Genomic DNA, 18,909 nt, shown 5'->3' with positions numbered 1-18,909 from the left:
GGGGCGGGGTCTTGGACTTGAACGACAGGCAAAGGACGATCCTGGATCTGGTCCGTCAGTCGGGTCTGCAATCGATTACGGACTTGTCCCGGCAATTCGACGTGGCCACACAGACCATTCGACGCGACATCAATGCGCTGTGCGACGAGGGCCTTGCGCGTCGGGTGCATGGCGGGGTGGTGGCCCCCAGCAATCCGGTCAATCTGAACTTCAGATCGCGCCGAGTTATGAACGAAGGGGCCAAGCGCGCCATCGGTCAGGCCGCCGCTCAATTGATCCCGCAGGGGGCAACGGTGATGCTGGGCATCGGAACCACCGTGCAATACGTGGCCGAGGCCTTGCTGGAGCATTCCGATCTGACTGTTGTCACCAACAACCTTGAAGTCGCAACCATCTTTTGCGGTTCTGTCACGGCCGAGGTCCATTTCACTGCAGGTGTCCTGCGGCCTGAAGATCGCGATGTGGTTGGCGGGCAAACATTGCTGGATTACCAAAGGTTCCGCGCAGATTTTGGTGTGATCGGGGCAGGTGGCTTGTCACCGAACCATGGGCTGCTGGACTACAAGTCCATTGACGCGGATGTCAGTCGCATGATCCTGCAGCAATCCCGTCAAGCGCTGTTGGTGGCTGACGCGGGTAAATGGAACAGATCACCGAAGTTTCAGGTCGCGGGTTTCGACCGGATCGACACCATGGTGACAAATGAAGCACCACCTTGCGAAATTGAGGGCCTCAGCCTGCATCACGTTGCAGAGCAGAACCTCTGAATCTCCATACGCTGTTCTTCGTGGCAAAGAAAAAGGCCCGCAGAAAACCTGCGGACCTTTTCATGGTACTCTCCGAGCAACTTACTGCGGGATTTCGCCTTCCAGCCCTTCGACATAGAAGTTCATGCCGGCCAGCGTGCCGTCATCAGCCACTTCACCTTCAGCCAGCCAGTCGCTGCCGTCCTGCTTTTTCAGCGGACCGGTGAAGGGGTGGTACTCGCCCGCAGCCATGGCGGCTTTCAGTGCCAGGGCTTCTTCCTTCACATCAGCCGGAACGGCGTCTGAAATCTCGCCAATTGCAACCATGCCTTCGCGGATGCCATCCCAAGTATTGGCGCTTTCCCATGTGCCATCCATGACGGCCTGGGTCCGGGCAATATAGTAGGGAGCCCAATCATCGATGATCGACGAGACGCGCGGGAACGGGGCGTATTCGCTCATGTCAGACGCCTGACCAAAGGTGACAACATTGCCAGCCTCTTGTGCAGCTGCCTGCGGCGCGGTCGAGTCGGTGTGTTGCAAGATCACGTCTGCACCCTGTTCGATCAGAACGGTGGCGGCGTCAGCCTCTTTTGCCGGATCAAACCAAGTGTAGGCCCAAACGATCTTGAACTCGACATCCGGGTTCACCTTCTTGGCGTGGATATAGGCCGAGTTGATGCCGCGGATCACTTCGGGGATCGGGTACGAACCAATATAGCCGATGATGTTCGACTTGGTCATGTTACCTGCGATGTGGCCCTGAACAGCGCGGCCTTCGTAGAAACGGGCTGAATAGACCGAGACGTTGTCGGCAGTCTTATAGCCGGTCGCGTGCTCGAATTTCACGTTCGGGAACTTCTTAGCCACGTTAATTGTTGGATCCATATAGCCGAACGAGGTGGTAAAGATCAGATCAGCGCCTTCCAGTGCCATCTGGGTCATCACACGCTCAGCGTCCGGACCTTCTGGAACCGACTCCACAAAGACGGTTTCAACCTTGTCGCCAAAGTGGTCCTCGACAGCCAGACGGCCCTTGTTGTGCTCATAGGTCCAGCCACCGTCACCCACGGGGCCGACATAGACGAAGCCGACCTTGGTTTTGTCTTCGGCCATGGCCCCCGAGGCCAGGCCCATTGCCATGGCGGCACTTGCCAGAAGTGTAGTGAATTTCATGTGTTACTCCCCAAGTTGGTTCAGTTGGCCCCTAGTGCGAGGCATGGAAGGTCCGGCCCAGTGAGGCAGGTGCGCTGCTCTTGTCGGCCGAAAGGATCACAAGCACAAGGATCGTGATGATGTAAGGCGACATTGCCAGATACTCGACAGGAATGGCAACGCCCGCTGCCTGCAAATTAAGCTGCAATACGGTGATGCCGCCGAACAAATAGGCACCCAGCAAGGCGCGCCACGGTTTCCAGCTGGCAAACACCACCAAGGCCAGAGCGATCCAGCCAACTCCGGCTGTCATGCCTTCGGTCCACTGCGGCACGCGGATCAGGCTGATATAGGCACCGCCCAGACCCGCACAGGCCCCGCCGAACAGGATCGCCATGATGCGGATCTTGATGACCTTGTAGCCCAGCGCGTGTGCGGCATCGTGGTTTTCGCCAACCGCGCGCAGGATCAGGCCGACGCGGGTGTATTTCAGCGTCGCCCAGACCGCTGCGGTCAAAGCGATACCGACATAGAGGATCGGGTCATGCTGGAACAGGATCGGGCCGATGACCGGGATATCGCTGATCACCGGGATATGGATGTCGCCCATACTCGGGGGTTTGACACCCACATAGCTTTGCCCCATCAGTGCGCTGAATCCCAGCCCGAACAGGGTCAGGGCAAGGCCACTTGCCACCTGATTGGCCAAGGCCACCTGTGTCAGCAAAACAAACAGCAGTGACAGCACCGCCCCCCCAATGGCCGCCGCGACAAAGCCCAACCAAGGCGAACCGGTCTCGACCGAGATCGCAAAGCCACTGATCGCGCCTACGATCATCATGCCCTCGACGCCAAGGTTCAGAACACCTGCTTTTTCAACGACCAGCTCTCCGATTGCGGCCAGCAGCAGGGGGGTTGCGGCCACCATCAGCGAGGCAACCAGAAGGACGGGATTGATTTCACCAAGGTCCATTATGCCACCTCGCTACGCGCCGCACGGATGCGGTAGTTTGTCAAAAGATCGAAAGCCAGCAGGAAAAACAGGAGCATCCCCTGGAAGACTTGGATCGCGGCGGCGGGCAAGCCCAGCTGCGATTGCGCGATTTCCCCGCCGATATAAGTCAGCGCCATCAGACCCCCGGCCAGCAGGATGCCCACTGGATGCAGCCGGCCCAGAAAGGCCACGATGATCGCGGTGAAGCCATAGCCAACGTTGAAATCGATGCTGACAACGCCCGAAGGCCCTGAGACCTCGAACATCCCGGCCAGCCCGGCCAGTGCCCCGGACAGACCCAGACAGAACAAGATCAGCCGCGCCGGATTCACACCCGCGAATTTCGCCGCACGTGGCGCTTCACCTGTCAAACGGATGTGAAAACCCAGCATATGCCGATTCAGAAGAACATAGGCGAAGATTACGGCAATCAATGCAGTAACGACGCCCCAATGCATACCCGACCCGGCGATCAACTCAGCATTATGCGCGCTGTCATATTGCTGCAGGTTGCGCGATCCGGGAAAGCCAAAACCTTCGGGGTTCTTCAGCAGACCCAGCGAAACCGAGGCTAGCATCTGCTCGGCCACATAGACCAGCATAAGCGACACCAGGATTTCATTGGTGCCAAAACGCACTTTCAGAAAGGCCGGTATCATCGCCCAAAGCCAGCCGCCGAACGCGCCTGCGATCACCATGATCGGGAAGATGTAAAACGCATCCAAAGGATAAAAGGCCAGTCCAGCACCAGCGCCAAAGATGGCACCCATGATGTACTGACCTTCAGCCCCGATGTTCCAGATACCAGCCCGAAAGCCCAAAGACAGGCCAATAGCAATCAAAACCAGTGGCGCGCCTTTGACCAACAATTGGGGGCGATAATAGAAGGCAAACTCGCCAAACAGCGGTTCCCAGAAAATGGTGCCAATGGCTTCGATCGGGTTCTTGCCCAGAATGGCAAACAACACCCCTCCAAACACCATTGTCGCCAGCACCGCCACCAGAGGAGTCGCATAGGACCACGCCTTGGACGGCTGTGGCCGTTTTTCCAACACAATCACCTGCACATCCCCCTGCGTTCTTCATCTTTTTTAAAATACTCTCGCCGAAGGCGACGCCACGGTTCACACATGCGCCACCTCCATTCCGTGGGCGCCGCCCATCATCAGGCCGATCTCGTCCACGGTTAGTCCTGTAGTCGGGCGCGGTGCGCTTAGCCGTCCTTCATTCAACGCCGCAAAGCTGTCCGAGATTTCCATCAGCTCATCCAGATCCTGGCTGATGCAGACCACGGCAGTCCCTTTGGCGGCCAGATCCAGAATGGCCTGCCGGATAGATGCCGCAGCAGCAGCATCCACGCCCCAGGTGGGCTGGTTTACAACCAGAACATCGGGGTTTTGCAGCACTTCACGACCGATCACGAATTTCTGCAGGTTCCCGCCAGACAAAGACCGGGCGGCATTTTCAGGACCCGGCGTGCGGACGTCAAAAGCGCTGATGATCTTTTCGGCAAAGCTCTTGGTTTCGGCCCACTTGAGGAAACCGTTGCTTTCCAGCCCTTCCCGCACCGATCCGGTCAGCAAGGCGTTTTCCGTCAGGCTCATATCCGGGGCTGCCGCATGACCCAGCCGCTCTTCGGGGGCCGTCAGCACACCCAGCTTGCGCCGCGCGGTGGGGCCGAGCTTGCCGATCCGCTGGCCGTTGAACTTGATCGCATCCGCGGCGGTCAGGATTTCACCGGACAACACGCCCAGCAATTCATCCTGCCCATTCCCGGCAACGCCACCGATGCCCAAAACCTCACCCTTGCGGACGGTCATGTGAATGTTCTTCAACGCAGTGCCGAATTCCGAGGGCGACGGGACGGACAGTCCACTGACATCCAGCGCAACTTCACCAAATTCACGCCCCGACCGTTCAGGCGTTTGCAGGGTTGATCCCACCATCATCTCGGCCATGTCCCGCGCGGAAGTTTCAGCAGGCACGCATTCGCCCACATTCTTGCCCAGCCGCAGGATCGTCGCGTGATCACACAGCGTGCGGATTTCTTCCAGCTTGTGCGAGATGTACAGGATCGACGTTCCCTCGGATCGCAGCTTGTTCAGAGTTTCAAACAGGATCTCGACTTCTTGCGGAGTTAGCACGCTCGTCGGTTCGTCCATGATCAGCAGTTTGGGATCTTGCAACAGACAACGGATGATCTCGACCCGCTGGCGTTCACCAGCCGACAGATCGCCAACCGTGCGGTATGGGTCCAAAGGCAATCCGTAGGTCTCGGACACTTCGCGGATGCGCGAGGCCAGATCGCCCATGGGTGGCGGGTTCTCCATCCCCAACGCAATATTCTCGGCCACGTTCAAAGCGTCGAACAACGAGAAATGCTGGAACACCATCGCGATCCCGTCCGCACGTGCGGCGCGCGGCTCAGGCGGCGCAAAAGGCTGACCGCGCAGCAGCATCGTGCCGCTGTCGGGCTTCACCAGCCCGTAGATCATCTTGACCAGCGTGGATTTGCCCGCGCCGTTTTCCCCCAGCAGGGCATGAACTTCACCCTCGCCGATGTCAAAAGACACCTGATCATTGGCCACGACACCGGGATAGGCTTTGGTCAGCCCTTGCAGGCTCAGAAGTGGAGTGGTCACGCGCTCAGGTCCTTCTTCAACTCGTTCTGCCGGGCCGGGCGCAACAGCTGCGCGGCAACGCCGACGGCGATCATCTGCGGGTGTTTGCCCAGGTTCGGGTCACCAATTGGACAGGTGATCCGGCTGATCCGCTCGGGCGAATGCCCAAGGGCCGCCAGCCGCGACCGGAATCGCGCCCATTTCGTAGCCGAGCCGATCAGTCCCGCAAAGCGGAAATCATGTAAAAGCAGCCTGTTGCACAGCTCCAGGTCCAAATTGTGTGAATAGGTCAGCACAAGATGCTCGGCATCGGTCGGTGCGTGTCGAACCAGTTCGGCCGGTTTGGTAGCTGGAACCGAGGTAACTCCGGCGGCAATCGTGTCGGGAAACCGATCCAAGCCGGTGTCGATCCAGGTGATCGCAAGGTCGGGCAGGGGTGAGAGTACATCCACCAAAGCCCGTCCGACATGACCGGCACCCCAAATCCAAAGGTTCCGGTTTGGTTTGTGCACTGGCTCGATCATCCAGCCGTCAACCATCTGGGGTTCAGGCGCGATGCCTTGACCACGTGCAGTTGCCAGTACTCGTTTGACCGACAGCGGCATCTCTTCGCCTGATGTGGCGCGCGCGATGAGAGTTTCATCCAGCGTTTCCAGCGCAGCGCGGTCATAGACCTCGCTGAGCAACGAAACCGCGCCACCACAACATTGACCCATCTCGGGTCCAAGCGCGTGATGTGTCAGGCGCGAAGCCTGGGTCTGTGCCCGCGCCGCCTTGGCTGCTTGATATTCCAGCGTCCCTCCGCCGATGGTGCCGCTTTGACTGTCCTTCCAGACAAGCATGGCTGCGCCAACCTCACGCGGAGACGATCCTTTGATCCCGGCAATAACCACCCGGACCACTCGTCCATGGATTTCGACCGCCTCCCTCAAAGCCTCCAAGTCAAATCCCATCAGATGCCTCCCTTCATCCTTTGGACACCGCGCCAGACTTCTTCGGCCGTGGCAGGTGCGTCGAGCGCGGGGTAGGTATCGCCACAGGCCGCGACCGCGTTCGACAGGGCCAGCCATGCTGAGATGCCCAACATGAAGGGCGGTTCGCCAACCGCTTTCGAGCGATAGATCGTGTCTTCGCGGTTCGCGCCATCCCAAAGCGCGACATTGAAAATGTCAGGCCGGTCAGAGCAGGCAGGAATCTTGTAGGTCGAGGGCGCATGTGTGCGCAGGTTGCCCTTGCCATCCCAGACCAGTTCCTCGGTCGTCAGCCACCCCGCACCTTGCACGTAACCGCCTTCGACCTGCCCGATATCCAGCGCCGGGTTCAGCGATGCGCCCGCGTCATGCAGGATGTCCGTGCGTAGAATGCGGTTTTCACCGGTCAGAGTATCGACGGCAACCTCGGTGACGGACGCGCCATAGGCGAAGTAGAAGAACGGGCGTCCGCGCCCTGCGATCCGGTCCCATTCGATCTTGGGCGTTTTATAGAATCCAGTCGCCGACAAGCTGATCCGGCCCTGATAGGTCAACGCTGCGGCTTCGGCGAATGTGTATTTCTCTTCCCCGACCATAACGTGACCATCGGAGAAACTTACCATCGATGGATCAGCCTGATGCCGTTCTGCCAGATAGTCTGCCATCCGGTCGCGGATCGTATCACAAGCGGCTTTCACTGCCATGCCGTTCAGATCACTGCCCGAGGACGCCGCCGTGGCCGAGGTATTGGGCACCTTGGCTGTATCCGTGGCGGTGATCTTCACCATCTCAAGCGGAATGCCGAAGCGCGACGCGGCGACTTGCGCGACTTTCTGGAACAGGCCCTGTCCCATTTCCGTGCCGCCATGGTTCAGGTGGACCGAGCCGTCTTGGTACACATGCACCAGCGCACCTGCCTGATTGAGGTGGGTCAGCGTGAAGGAAATCCCGAACTTGACCGGAGAGAAGGCAATGCCTTTCTTGATCACGCTATTTTTTGCGTTCCATTCCGCAATGGCGGCTTTTCGCGCGGCGTAGTCGCTGGATTTCAGCAGTGCATCGGTCATTCCGTGCAATTCGAAATCGCTGACCTCCATGCCGTAGGGCGTCGTGTTGCCACCAGCAGGAAGGGGGCGCACCGGGGCATCACCGGTTTCAACCGCGCCACGGCTGGTCAGGTCCTCATGCGGGTCGGGGTGGCCCAGAGGCTTCTCTGTTGGTGCGACCTCAGCACCTGTATGCGCGGGTTCATAGTAGTTTCGACGACGCAGCTCGACCGGGTCCAGCCCCAGTTCATGCGCGGCGTGATCCATCACGCGCTCGATCCCGACCATCCCCTGCGGGCCGCCAAAGCCGCGATAGGCGGTGGCGGATTGGGTGTTGGTTTTCAACCGGTGGCTTTCGATCCGCGCATTGGGCAGCAGATAAGCATTGTCGGAATGCAGCATGGCGCGGTCGGCGACGGGCAGGGACAGGTCCTGCGCCCATCCGCAGATGGCGTAATGAAGGAACGAGACGCCCTGAATATGCCCATGCTCATCGAACCCGGCCTTGTAGGAAATGCGGAACGCGTGGCGCTTGCCGGTGATGATCATGTCATCGTCGCGGTCATAGCGCATCTTGCAGGCTTTGCCTATGGCACGCGCGGCAACGGCGCAAGCGACGGCCAGCGCGTTGCCTTGGCTTTCCTTGCCGCCAAAGCCGCCGCCCATGCGCCGGGTTTCGACCCGGACAGCGTGCATCGGAACGCCCAACGCGTCCGCCACCTTGTGCTGAATTTCAGTCGGATGCTGGGTCGAGCTGTGCACCAGCATATCGGCGCCTTCATTTGGCACTGCCAAAGCGGCCTGACCTTCCAGGTAGAAATGCTCCTGCCCGCCCAGTTCGAACGTGCCTTCAATCACATGTGCCGCGCCTGCGATAGCGGCATCCGCATCGCCTTTGGCGTAAATACGCGGGCCATCCTCGAACCGGCTGTCCGCGGCAAGCGCCTCTTCGACCGTTAGGATTGGTGTTTCTTGGGCATAATCGATCTTGCCCAGACGTGCGGCCTTGCGCGCGGCCAGATGGCTGGTGGCGACGACCAGAAATACGGGCTGGCCGATATAGTGAACCGTGCCGTCCGACAGCAATGGTTCATCATGGATCGAGGGCGAGACGTCATTGGCGAAAGGCAGGTCCTCGGCCGTCATCACCATCACGACACCTTCGGCGGCCTTCACATCTGAAAGATCCATCGCGGTAATCTTACCCTTGGCAATCGGGCTGATACCAAATGCCAGATGCAGCGTGCCTTTTGGTGTCGGGATGTCGTCCACATAACGCGCCGAGCCGGACACATGCAGCGGTGCCGCGTCGTGGGGGAGGGGTTTGGTCACGCTCATGCCGACACCTCCAGCACGTTGGTGATCTCGCCCTGGTCTTCGAGGAAATAGCGTTCCAGCATCGCTTTGGCCGTTTCCAGACGATAGATGGCCGAGGCGCGCATGTCCGTGAGTGGTGAATAGTCCTCGGCAAAAGCGGGCAGCGCGGCCGCAACGGTCTCGCGTGTCCAGGGTTTGCCGATCAGTGCGGCCTCGACATGGGTTGCCCGTTTCGGAATACCGGCCATGCCGCCATACGCGATACGCGCCTGTGTGACGGTGCCGTCCGAAACTGTGACATTGAAACAGCCGCAAACGGCCGAGATATCCTGATCGAACCGTTTGCTGAGCTTGTATGCCTTCAGCCTGTCAGGCTGACGCGGGAAGCTGACGGCTTCGACAAATTCACCCGGGGCACGATCCTGCTTGCCATAGTCAATGAAGAAATCTTCTAACAGGACCGAGCGTCGCGCATCCCCTTTGCGCAGATGCAATGTCGCATCCAAAGCGATCAGGGCAGGTGGATTGTCGCCGATGGGCGAACCATTTGCGATGTTTCCGCCGACGGTCGCTGCATGGCGCACCTGAACGCTGGCATAGCGGCGGATCATCTCGGCATAGGATGGGTGAAGGTCGGCCAGAGCCTCTCCCATGCGGTTCATGTCGACCATTGCACCAAAGCGAGCTTCGGTATCGGTGATCGTGATTTCTTTCAAGTCATCACAACGGTTGAGGAATATGACCGGGTCCAGATCACGCAGCTGCTTGGTGACCCAAAGACCTACATCGGTTGCGCCGGCAACCAGGGTGGCGCTGGGGTGCTCGGCAAACAGAGACGCCAGTTCGTCAGCGCTGTTGGGGAGGAAGGGGGGCTCTGCCCCCCGGCCTGCGGCCTCCCCCCGAGGTATTTGTGAACAAGAGAAGGACCGGTCGTCAGTGATCCATTTTGGGGTTGGTTCAACCTCGGCGGTTTTGGCGGCGCGGATAATTGGGGCGTAACCAGTGCAGCGGCACAGGTTCCCCGCAAGCTGGGTGTCGTGATCTGTTGCGCCATTTGCATGGCTGGCGACCATCGACATCACAAAGCCGGGTGTGCAGAACCCGCACTGAGATCCGTGCAGGTCCACCATCGCCTGTTGTACCGGGTGGGCTTCGCCATTCGGGCCCCTGGCACCTTCGACGGTGCGGACGGCTTTACCATGCAATTGCGGCAGAAACAGGATGCAGGAATTCAGTGCCTTGTGGCCGTCTTCATCCGTGACCATGACGGTGCAGGCCCCGCAATCGCCTTCGTTGCAGCCTTCTTTGGTGCCAGTCAGGCCGCGATCCTCGCGCAGCCAATCCAGCAGGGTCGCCGTTGGATTGACATCCGCCAGCTCCACTGTCTCTCCGTTCAGAAGAAACGTGATATTCATTCGAGAAACCCGTCGCGTTACCCTGTTGCGCCCCTTTGGCCCTCCTTCGATGCGACGTAGAAAGAGCGGCGGGCGAAGTGCTTGCCGTAAGATGTTAGAAACAGCGCGGCTTATCTGGCAAGAAAAACTGCCTATATGATGTACCATTAAGAACGCACAGCATGCTTTTCCTGCTTTTGTGTAGAAGGCAGGCACTTGTAAATAAAGCGCTTTTTGAATGCGCAGCCCGTTCAATCCCGAAGCACCTTCTGAAAAAGCCGAATAATCAACGCCGATTTTTTGTGCATTCCAAAGCTGCGGTTCGCGCTTTTGCAACGCGACAGGCTGGGGTAGCTTACCCCGCATGAGCAGTAATCCTCGATTCATTCACCTCCGCGTTCACACCGAATATTCACTGTTGGAAGGCGCTGTGCGGCTGAAAAAGCTGCCCGCATTGTGCGAGAAGATGGAGATGCCCGCCGTAGCCGTGACGGATACCAATTCGATGTTCTCGGCATTGGAGTTCTCGGTCACCGCAAGCGGGGCGGGTGTGCAGCCGATCATGGGTTGTCAGGTTGACCTGACCTATGCGCAGGCGCAACCGGGTGAGAAACCCAAAGCGCCCGCGCCTTTGGTGTTACTGGCGCAATCCGAGGTTGGGTATGAAAACCTCATGAAGCTGAGTTCCTGCCTTTACGTGGACAAAGGCGGACAGCTGCCGCAGGTCACTTTGGACGAGCTGGCGGATCGGTCGGACGGTTTGATTTGCTTGACCGGCGGTCCGGACGGGCCGGTTGGGATGCTGCTGCAACAGGGTCAACGCCCTGCGGCTGAGGCGCTGGTGGATCGGCTGGCGGGCATGTTCCCGGATCGCCTTTACATTGAGCTTCAGCGCCATCCGGGTGAGGATGGCCAGCCAGAAGCGGAACGCCTGACCGAGCGCGGCCATGTTGAGATGGCGTATGCAAAGAACCTGCCGTTGGTTGCCACCAATGACGTCTATTTTCCGACCTCGGACATGTATGAAGCGCATGATGCGCTGATCTGTATCGCCGAAGGGGCTTATGTTGACCAGCAAGATGGCCGCCGCCGCCTGACCGCACAGCATTACTTCAAGTCGCAGCAGGAGATGGTGACGCTGTTCGCGGACCTGCCAGAAGCGATTGAGAACACGATCGAGATCGCCAAGCGCTGTGCCTTTATGGCCTATCGCCGCGATCCGATCCTGCCGAAATTTGCCGATGACGAAGTGGCGGAACTACGCCGCATCGCCAATGAAGGTTTGCAGAAACGACTGGCAGTGATCCCCCACGCGGTGACGCCCGAGGAATATCAGGAACGGTTGGATTTCGAACTGGGCATTATCGAAGGAATGGGGTTCCCGGGCTACTTTCTGATCGTTGCCGACTTTATCCAATGGGCCAAGGATGAGGATATCCCGGTGGGGCCGGGGCGGGGCTCCGGCGCGGGTTCGCTGGTGGCCTATGCGCTCACAATCACCGACCTTGACCCGTTGCGCTATTCGCTGCTGTTCGAACGCTTCCTGAACCCCGAGCGGGTCTCGATGCCGGATTTCGATATCGACTTCTGCATGGACCGCCGGGAAGAGGTGATCCGCTACGTTCAGCAGAAATACGGGCGCGATAAGGTGGGGCAGATCATCACCTTTGGTGCGTTGCTGTCCAAGGCCGCCGTGCGCGACATCGGGCGGGTATTGCAGATGCCTTACGGGCAGGTGGACCGTTTGTCCAAGATGATCCCGGTTGAGGGCGTCAAACCTGTTTCCATTGAAAAAGCGCTGAAAGACGAGCCACGCCTGCGGGAAGAGGCGCGGAACGAAGAGGTGGTGGATCGCCTTCTGACCTACGGCCAACAGGTCGAAGGATTGCTACGCAACGCATCGACCCACGCTGCGGGGGTGGTGATCGGGGACCGGCCTTTGGACGCACTGGTGCCTCTGTATCAGGACCCGCGCTCGGATATGCCCGCGACCCAGTTCAACATGAAATGGGTGGAACAGGCCGGGCTTGTGAAGTTTGACTTTCTAGGCCTGAAAACCCTTACCGTCATCCAGAACGCGATGGATTTGATCTTCAAGTCCGGTCGCCCCCTGCACATCGCTGCTGATGGCACCGAGCTTTACGAACCCGCTGAAGGGGCTGAGAACCAAATCAACGCCATCCCGCTGGACGATGAAGCGACATACAAGCTCTACTCGGCAGCCAAGACGGTGGCGGTGTTCCAGGTGGAATCCTCGGGCATGATGGACGCGCTCAAGCGCATGAAACCCACCTGTATCGAGGATATCGTGGCCCTTGTGGCGCTGTACCGTCCGGGTCCGATGGAAAACATCCCGACCTATTGTGAGGTGAAAAACGGGCTACGCAAGATCGAATCCGTACACCCGTTGATCGACCATATCCTAGAGGAAACGCAGGGCATCATCGTTTATCAGGAACAGGTGATGCAGATTGCGCAGGTCATGGCGGGATACAGCCTTGGCGGTGCCGATCTGCTGCGCCGCGCGATGGGCAAGAAGATCAAAGAGGCCATGGATGCCGAGCGCCCGAAATTCGAGAAGGGCGCGGGCGAGAATGGCGTGGATGCCAAGAAGGCCAGCGAGGTTTTCGACCTGCTGGAGAAATTCGCCAACTATGGCTTCAACAAGTCCCACGCGGCCGCCTATGCGGTGGTCAGTTATCAGACCGGCTGGCTGAAGGCGAACCACCCGGTCGAGTTCATGGCGGGTGTCATGAACTGCGATATCCATCTGACCGACAAGCTGGCGATTTACTTCGAAGAAGTTCGCAAGGGGCTGGAATTGCCCTACGTGCCGCCATGTGTGAATCGTTCCATCGCGACGTTCGATGTAGTGAACGGTGAACTGGTTTACGCGCTGGGCGCGCTGAAAAACGTGGGCGTCGAGGCGATGAACCTTGTGGTTGAAGGGCGCGCGAAAAAACCGTTCGTCAACCTGTTTGACTTTGCGCGTCGTGTGGATCTGAAGAAAGTCGGCAAACGCCCGTTGGAAATGTTGGCGCGGGCCGGGGCGTTTGACGAGCTCGACAAAAACCGCCGCCGTGTGTTCGAAAGCCTTGATCGTCTGGTGCAGTATTCGGCGGCGATTCATGAACAAAAGAACTCGAACCAAGTGTCTCTGTTTGGTGAAGCCGGTGATGACCTGCCTGAACCTCGCCTGTCGCCGACGCCGGATTGGCTGCCTGCTGAACGGTTGAGCGAAGAGTTCAAGGCGATCGGTTTCTACCTCTCCGGCCATCCGCTAGACGATTACATGCCTGCGCTTAAACGCAAACAGGTCCTGACGTTGGATGAGGTGATGGAAAAGGCCCGCTCTGGCCCACTGATCGCCAAGATGGCCGGTGTTGTCGCCGGACGGCAGGAACGGAAATCGGCCAAGGGCAACCGCTTTGCTTTTGCGCAGCTCTCGGACCCAACAGGCGCTTATGAGGTCACGCTGTTTTCGGACACATTGGAGAAATGTCGCGAGTTTCTGGAAACCGGCGCGCAGGTTGTGCTGACGGCTGAGGCAACGATGGAGGCCGACCAGCTCAAGCTGCTGGGTCGGTCGGTTGGACCAGCGGATTCGCTGGTGGCCGAAGCCGGGGCAACCGGGCTGCGTATTTTCGTTGATGAGGCGCAGGCGGTGTCAACCGTCGCCAAAGTGCTGGAAGACGCCGCGACTGCTGCCAAAGGCGCAGCGCGAGGTCCGATCCAACTGCTGCTGCTGGACCCAAGCCTGCCGGGTGACGTTGAAATGGATCTTGGGCGCGAGTTTCCGATCAACCCGCAGATCAAAGGGGCGATCAAATCGCTGGAAGGTGTGATGAGCGTCGAAGAGATCTGACACCGCTTTGTTGCCAGACAGTTAGCGCCTCGTTAGGCTGATCTGATAGAAATGTCTTTAGGTCATGCCATGGGAGGGCATTGATATGACGTTTGCAGGTCTCACGTTCAGAACAGTTCTATTTGGTGCGGCAGCATCGCTGGCTTTGGTGTCCGCCTCAGCGGGTCTGGCGGATGACAAGGATGACAAGAAGAAAAAGCAGACGATTGAAGGTGCTTTGATCGGTGCTGGCGTAGGCGCTTTGATCGGTGACGGCAAAGGGGCGGCCATCGGCGGTGTAGCCGGTGCAATTATCGGACATAACTGGAAGTGATCGCCATGCGTATGACCCTAACCAAGACCTTTGTTGCAGGGATTAGCGTGTCTCTATCCGGCGCTGCGCTGGCTGATGAAGCGGCGGAGCAGATGGTGCAGGACGCACTACCTGTTATGCACTACACCTGCGCCTCGATTGCGGAAGAGGCAGATGGCGACGAAGCTTTTGTTGTGTCCGTTGTTGAGAAGATGACAGCCTTGTCGCTCTACAACCGGCAAATCAACATCGAAGACCACGCGACGACTGATGAGGAAAAAACCCAGCTACGCGAAACCTTCATCGCTGCTTTGTCCGAGGGGTGCGCGGCAGACAAGAACGCCCTTTTGGGCGGTGTCGTCGACAACGCGGTGAAATCAACGCTGGGGCTGTAGCGCCTCAGTAATGTGGCGGTCGTTCGTCACCAAAGACAACGCCGCCTGATCCTTCCTGCGCGCGTTCTGCCTCTCGTTGCAACAGCATCTCGACCCGACGCGTCAGGCGGTCGATCTCACCTTGCTGACGGGTGACAACCGTGTTCAGTTCTTCGACCGTACGGGTCAGATGGGCGATCTGTTCTTCCAGATGCTGCATAGGGCTCTCCTTGATGGGCCGGTCATAGCGACCCTGTGCCGCCATGGCCAGCGAAAGCGCGCCTTGCCCCGATGCGGGCCATGGGATAGACCGCGCGCGGAACATGACCCGTGAAGGACGCCCCCGATGGCCAAGCCCAAGAAACAGCCCCGCCCCAAGGCCGTAACGCCAAAAGGGTTCCGTGACTATTTCGGCGAGGAAGTCACGCAGCGCACCGAGATGCTGCGGACAATTGCGGGTGTCTATCATCGTTACGGGTTTGACGCCTTGGAAAGCAGCGCGGTTGAGACAGTCGAGGCGCTGGGCAAGTTCCTGCCCGACGTGGATCGCCCAAACGAAGGCGTCTTTGCCTGGCAGGAGTTTGACGAGGGCGGCAATGGTGATTGGATGGCCTTGCGCTATGACCTGACTGCGCCTTTGGCGCGGGTTTATGCGCAACACCGCAACGACCTTCCGACACCCTATCGCCGCTATGCGATGGGTCCGGTCTGGCGTAACGAAAAGCCGGGGCCAGGGCGGTATCGCCAGTTCTATCAGTGTGATGCGGATACGATCGGCACGGCCTCGATGGCTGCAGACGCCGAAATCTGTGCGATGTTGTCGGACACGCTCGAGACTGTAGGTATTCCACGTGGCGACTATCTGGTCCGGGTCAACAACCGCAAGGTTCTGAACGGCGTGCTCGAGGCGATGGGCCTGGGCGAGGACGCCGCCGCGCGCGACAACGTTCTGCGCACCATCGACAAGTTCGACAAGGTGGGCGAGGCTGGTGTGCGTGAACTGCTGACCAAAGGCCGGTTGGATGCCTCAGGCGCATTTGTCGACGGCGTGGGTCTGAGCGATGATCAAGCCGAGCCCGTGATTGCGTTTTTGACCTCAAAGGCTGCGGATACTGCCGGAACGCTGGCCAACCTGCGCGCGGCCGTGGGCAACAGCAAGATCGGCGCGGATGGCATCGCCGAGTTGGAACAGATTGGCGCGCTGCTGGATGCAGGCGGTTACCGTTCGGACCGGATCGAGATAGATCCGTCCGTTGTACGCGGTCTCGGTTACTACACCGGCCCGGTCTATGAGGCTGAACTGACCTTTGAGATTTTCGACGAGAAAGGCCGCAAGCGGCAGTTCGGGTCGGTCTCGGGTGGAGGGCGCTATGACGATCTGGTCAAACGCTTTACCGGGCAGGAGGTACCTGCGACCGGTATCTCGATCGGCGTTGACCGTCTACTGGCTGCTCTGCGTGAAAAGGGGCGGATCGCTGCCCAAGCAACAGGTCCTGTGGTTGTCACGGTCATGGATCGCGACCGTATGGCCGACTATCAGGCCATGGTGGCGGAGCTGCGTAACGCGGGCATTCGCGCCGAGGTCTATCTGGGCAATCCCAAGAACTTCGGCAATCAGCTGAAATACGCGGACAAGCGGAACTCTCCGATTGCGGTGATCGAAGGCGGTGACGAAAAAGCCAATGGCATCGTACAGATCAAGGACTTGATCCTTGGTGCTAAAATCGCCGAAAGCGCGACGCTGGAGGAATGGAAAGAACGCCCCAGCCAGTTCGAAGTGCCACGCGGTGATCTGGTCGCAAAGGTGCGCGAAATTCTGGACAGTCAGGACTGACCCATGCCCAACCGTTCCCAGATACAGGCCCGCGCCGCAATGATGCGTGTCCGGTTCGAGGCGGCTGGCGCTCAGGTCGTGGACACGCCCCTGTTGCAGCCGGCGGAAACTTTGCTGGATCTTTACGGCGAAGACATCCGCGCCCGCGCCTATGTGACGTCGGACGCCCTGCGCGGCGAACAGATGCTGCGCCCGGATTTCACGTTGCCCGTGGTGCAGATGCATATGAGCGACGGGGCCGAGCCCGCGCGCTATACCTATTCGGGTGAGGTTTTCAGGCGGCAGGAACACGACCCGGACCGGGCCAATGAATACATTCAGGTCGGCTATGAGGTGTTTGACAGGAACGATCCTGCCGGGGCCGATGCCGAGGTCTTCTCGCTTTTTGCGCTACAACTGCGCGGGTTGCCGTTGCGCGCGGCCACCGGGGATATCGGTATCCTGACGGCCGCTGTGGCCGGGTTGCGCACGACCGAACGTCGCAAGGCCGCGCTGATGCGCCACCTGTGGCGGCCACGCCGATTCCGTGTTTTACTGGACCGCTATGCCGGCCGGACTCCAGAGCCCGAGCTGCGGTCTGATCTGCTAAACGCCACCGAACCGATGGTGTTTGACGCGCCGATGATCGGTAAACGTCGGGCCTCGGAAATCGAGGCGCGGATCGAAGCTTTGCGCGAGGATCGTGAGACCCCGCCGATTTCTGACAGTGAGCTTGTCGGCTTGGAAACGCTGTTGAATGTGCGTGAGACTATGCCCTTTGCGATGGAGCAACTGCGCGACGTCGCGGTGGACTTGCCGCAGATCACCCCGGCGCTGGACCGTCTCGATGCGCGCGTGGCCGCGTTGCAGGCGCGTGGTGTCGACGTCGCGCGCTTGGATTTCGAGGCCGCGTATGGCCGGACCTCGATGGAATATTACGACGGGTTTGTTTTTGGTTTTTATGCCGAAGGCCGACCCGATCTGCCTCCGATCGCGACCGGCGGGCGCTATGATGCGCTGACGCGGCAACTGGGCAACGGGGCCGAAATCCCGGCTGTTGGGGGCGTGCTGCGGCCCGACCTGATGCTCGAGATCGAGGAGGGCGCGCAATGAGCCTGAAACTGGGTGTGCCCTCGAAGGGCCGGTTGATGGAAAAGACCTTCTCGTGGTTCGAGAAGCGCGGCATTGCTTTGTCCCGCAGCGGATCAGATCGGGAATATGCGGGCAAGGTCGAAGGGATCGATGGGGTCTCGCTGGTTCTGCTGTCTGCCGGGGAAATCCCGCGCGAACTGGCGGCGGGGCGGATCCACATGGGTGTCACCGGTATTGATCTGGTGCACGAGAAACTGCCGCGTTGGGAACAGCAGTTGGAAGAGATCTCGCAGCTGGGCTTCGGCAAGGCGGATCTGATCATTGCAACGCCAGCCTGTTGGGTGGACGTTGATACGCTTGACGATCTGGATGCCGCAGCTGCGGCGTTTCGCAAGACCCATGGCCACCGCCTTCGGATTGCGACCAAGTATCACCGGCTGGTGCGTGAGTTTCTGACCGATGCAGGTGTGGCCGATTACACTCTGGTCGACAGCCAAGGTGCGACCGAAGGCACGGTAATGAACGAAACCGCTGAGGCGATTGCCGACATCACCTCGACTGGCGAAACGCTGCGGGCCAACCACCTGAAAATCCTGTCTGACGGTCTGATCCTGCAATCGCAGGCCACGCTTTGGCGTAGCCGGGTTGCTAAATACGACGCGACGGAGAAGGCGGTTCTGTCTGACCTGCTGGATCGGCTGCGTTAAAGCACGCCTATCTCTGCCAGCGCGCGGTTGAGGTCATCCGGCAGGGCATCGTCCTGCTCGCGGTTTTTGGGCAAATCAGCTGGTGTGTCCTCAGGCTTGAGATAACGCCATCCCTGAAACGGGCGCTTCAGGGCGTTCTGAGTCCGATGGACCTCGGGGTCTAGCACAATGGCACACCGGCGGATGCCGTCCTCTCCGATCACCTCATCCAATCGCAGGATGCGCTGACGACACTGGATCACGCCTTTGATAACCCAATAGATTGAGCCGCCATTCAGAATCTCAGCCTCGCGCTTGGGCCACATGCGGGTCACGTGGCGCGGACAGCCGTCCTGATACAGGGGCTTTCTGCTGTCCTGCCAGGCTATCAGCGTATCGACGCTTTCTGACCCGACAGACAGTTTTATGAGGTTTACGTACTTATCCACAGCTTTCCCACAGAGTCGTCCCAAGGCCGATCTTTATATTGTAGCTCGTCATGCGCAGTCATCAAGGTGTTGTGGTCTGGGTGTGATTTAGGGT

The 18,909-nt window shown here is 59.2% G+C and carries 16 protein-coding genes; 7 read left to right on the top strand and 9 right to left on the bottom strand.

Going from position 1 to position 18,909, the window contains the following annotated elements; translation table 11 throughout:
* Positions 1-11 precede the first annotated feature (11 nt).
* Positions 12-767 (top strand): DeoR/GlpR family DNA-binding transcription regulator, encoded by a 756-nt coding sequence (locus GOV90_RS14880; protein WP_171093448.1) that lies wholly within the window; start codon positions 12-14, stop codon positions 765-767.
* Between the two features lie 81 nt (positions 768-848).
* On the opposite strand, the gene GOV90_RS14875 is transcribed toward GOV90_RS14880, so the two are convergent.
* From GOV90_RS14875 to xdhA, 7 genes are all read right to left on the bottom strand, one after another.
* Entirely contained in the window at positions 849-1,922 is a 1,074-nt protein-coding gene (locus GOV90_RS14875) for a BMP family ABC transporter substrate-binding protein (RefSeq protein ID WP_171093447.1), read from the bottom strand.
* Between the two features lie 31 nt (positions 1,923-1,953).
* Entirely contained in the window at positions 1,954-2,874 is a 921-nt protein-coding gene (locus tag GOV90_RS14870) for an ABC transporter permease (RefSeq protein WP_171093445.1), read from the bottom strand.
* On the bottom strand, positions 2,874-3,956 hold the full coding sequence (locus tag GOV90_RS14865) for an ABC transporter permease (RefSeq protein WP_171093912.1): 1,083 nt from the start codon (positions 3,954-3,956) through the stop codon (positions 2,874-2,876). The genes GOV90_RS14870 and GOV90_RS14865 overlap by 1 nt, the downstream gene beginning before the upstream one ends.
* A gap of 63 nt (positions 3,957-4,019) precedes the next feature.
* Positions 4,020-5,537, bottom strand: coding sequence for an ABC transporter ATP-binding protein (locus tag GOV90_RS14860; protein WP_171093443.1), 1,518 nt, complete (start codon positions 5,535-5,537; stop codon positions 4,020-4,022).
* Complete coding sequence (xdhC, locus tag GOV90_RS14855) at positions 5,534-6,469, bottom strand: xanthine dehydrogenase accessory protein XdhC (protein ID WP_171093442.1); 936 nt, start codon at positions 6,467-6,469, stop codon at positions 5,534-5,536. Before xdhC ends, GOV90_RS14860 begins: the two co-directional genes overlap by 4 nt.
* Positions 6,469-8,871, bottom strand: a complete 2,403-nt coding sequence (xdhB, locus tag GOV90_RS14850) for a xanthine dehydrogenase molybdopterin binding subunit (RefSeq protein WP_171093440.1) — start codon at positions 8,869-8,871, stop codon at positions 6,469-6,471. The genes xdhC and xdhB overlap by 1 nt, the downstream gene beginning before the upstream one ends.
* Positions 8,868-10,265, bottom strand: coding sequence for a xanthine dehydrogenase small subunit (xdhA, locus tag GOV90_RS14845; protein WP_171093439.1), 1,398 nt, complete (start codon positions 10,263-10,265; stop codon positions 8,868-8,870). Before xdhA ends, xdhB begins: the two co-directional genes overlap by 4 nt.
* A 343-nt stretch (positions 10,266-10,608) precedes the next feature.
* Between xdhA and dnaE the strand changes: the two genes are divergently transcribed.
* The 3 genes from dnaE (at position 10,609) to GOV90_RS14830 (ending at position 14,796) form a co-directional block, all read left to right on the top strand.
* On the top strand, positions 10,609-14,109 hold the full coding sequence (dnaE, locus tag GOV90_RS14840; protein WP_171093437.1) for a DNA polymerase III subunit alpha: 3,501 nt from the start codon (positions 10,609-10,611) through the stop codon (positions 14,107-14,109).
* An 85-nt stretch (positions 14,110-14,194) separates the two neighbouring features.
* Positions 14,195-14,422 carry a YMGG-like glycine zipper-containing protein gene (locus GOV90_RS14835; RefSeq protein WP_171093435.1) on the top strand — a complete coding sequence of 76 codons (228 nt, stop codon included), beginning with the start codon at positions 14,195-14,197 and terminating at the stop codon, positions 14,420-14,422.
* A 5-nt stretch (positions 14,423-14,427) separates the two neighbouring features.
* Complete coding sequence (locus GOV90_RS14830; protein ID WP_174825467.1) at positions 14,428-14,796, top strand: YmgD family protein; 369 nt, start codon at positions 14,428-14,430, stop codon at positions 14,794-14,796.
* 4 nt (positions 14,797-14,800) lie between these two features.
* Here GOV90_RS14830 and GOV90_RS14825 read toward each other — a convergent pair whose 3' ends face one another.
* A complete protein-coding gene (locus tag GOV90_RS14825) occupies positions 14,801-14,995 on the bottom strand; it encodes a SlyX family protein (RefSeq protein ID WP_170573549.1) in 195 nt (64 codons plus the stop codon).
* Positions 14,996-15,121: 126 nt separating this feature from the next.
* Here GOV90_RS14825 and hisS point away from each other — a divergent pair, with 126 nt between their 5' ends.
* The 3 genes from hisS to hisG are packed head-to-tail and all read left to right on the top strand — an operon-like array spanning position 15,122 to position 18,387.
* Positions 15,122-16,609 (top strand): histidine--tRNA ligase, encoded by a 1,488-nt coding sequence (gene hisS, locus GOV90_RS14820; RefSeq protein ID WP_171172866.1) that lies wholly within the window; start codon positions 15,122-15,124, stop codon positions 16,607-16,609.
* A 3-nt stretch (positions 16,610-16,612) separates the two neighbouring features.
* Positions 16,613-17,701, top strand: a complete 1,089-nt coding sequence (locus GOV90_RS14815) for an ATP phosphoribosyltransferase regulatory subunit (RefSeq protein ID WP_171093429.1) — start codon at positions 16,613-16,615, stop codon at positions 17,699-17,701.
* Complete coding sequence (gene hisG / locus GOV90_RS14810) at positions 17,698-18,387, top strand: ATP phosphoribosyltransferase (RefSeq protein WP_171093427.1); 690 nt, start codon at positions 17,698-17,700, stop codon at positions 18,385-18,387. The genes GOV90_RS14815 and hisG overlap by 4 nt, the downstream gene beginning before the upstream one ends.
* Here the strand turns inward: hisG and GOV90_RS14805 are convergent.
* Positions 18,384-18,815, bottom strand: coding sequence for a DUF1489 domain-containing protein (locus GOV90_RS14805; protein WP_171093426.1), 432 nt, complete (start codon positions 18,813-18,815; stop codon positions 18,384-18,386). The two genes, hisG and GOV90_RS14805, sit on opposite strands and share 4 nt — an antisense overlap.
* Positions 18,816-18,909 lie beyond the last annotated feature (94 nt).

Origin of the sequence: Ruegeria sp. HKCCA5929, assembly GCF_013034525.1 — a bacterium.
Taxonomy (GTDB): domain Bacteria; phylum Pseudomonadota; class Alphaproteobacteria; order Rhodobacterales; family Rhodobacteraceae; genus Ruegeria.
The sequence above is the reverse complement of the archived record's forward strand: the minus strand, read 5'-3'. Positions and strand labels throughout refer to the sequence as shown.

Excerpts from the sequence above, each read along its gene's own strand:
- GOV90_RS14875 (WP_171093447.1), bottom strand. The coding sequence starts at position 1,922 with ATGAAATTCACTACACTTCTGGCAAGTGCCGCCATGGCAATGGGCCTG.
- GOV90_RS14870 (WP_171093445.1), bottom strand. The coding sequence starts at position 2,874 with ATGGACCTTGGTGAAATCAATCCCGTCCTTCTGGTTGCCTCGCTGATG.
- xdhC (WP_171093442.1), bottom strand. The coding sequence starts at position 6,469 with ATGGGATTTGACTTGGAGGCTTTGAGGGAGGCGGTCGAAATCCATGGA.
- xdhB (WP_171093440.1), bottom strand. The coding sequence starts at position 8,871 with ATGAGCGTGACCAAACCCCTCCCCCACGACGCGGCACCGCTGCATGTG.
- xdhA (WP_171093439.1), bottom strand. The coding sequence starts at position 10,265 with ATGAATATCACGTTTCTTCTGAACGGAGAGACAGTGGAGCTGGCGGAT.
- dnaE (WP_171093437.1), top strand. The coding sequence starts at position 10,609 with ATGAGCAGTAATCCTCGATTCATTCACCTCCGCGTTCACACCGAATAT.
- GOV90_RS14835 (WP_171093435.1), top strand. The coding sequence starts at position 14,195 with ATGACGTTTGCAGGTCTCACGTTCAGAACAGTTCTATTTGGTGCGGCA.
- GOV90_RS14830 (WP_174825467.1), top strand. The coding sequence starts at position 14,428 with ATGCGTATGACCCTAACCAAGACCTTTGTTGCAGGGATTAGCGTGTCT.
- GOV90_RS14825 (WP_170573549.1), bottom strand. The coding sequence starts at position 14,995 with ATGCAGCATCTGGAAGAACAGATCGCCCATCTGACCCGTACGGTCGAA.
- hisS (WP_171172866.1), top strand. The coding sequence starts at position 15,122 with ATGGCCAAGCCCAAGAAACAGCCCCGCCCCAAGGCCGTAACGCCAAAA.
- GOV90_RS14815 (WP_171093429.1), top strand. The coding sequence starts at position 16,613 with ATGCCCAACCGTTCCCAGATACAGGCCCGCGCCGCAATGATGCGTGTC.
- hisG (WP_171093427.1), top strand. The coding sequence starts at position 17,698 with ATGAGCCTGAAACTGGGTGTGCCCTCGAAGGGCCGGTTGATGGAAAAG.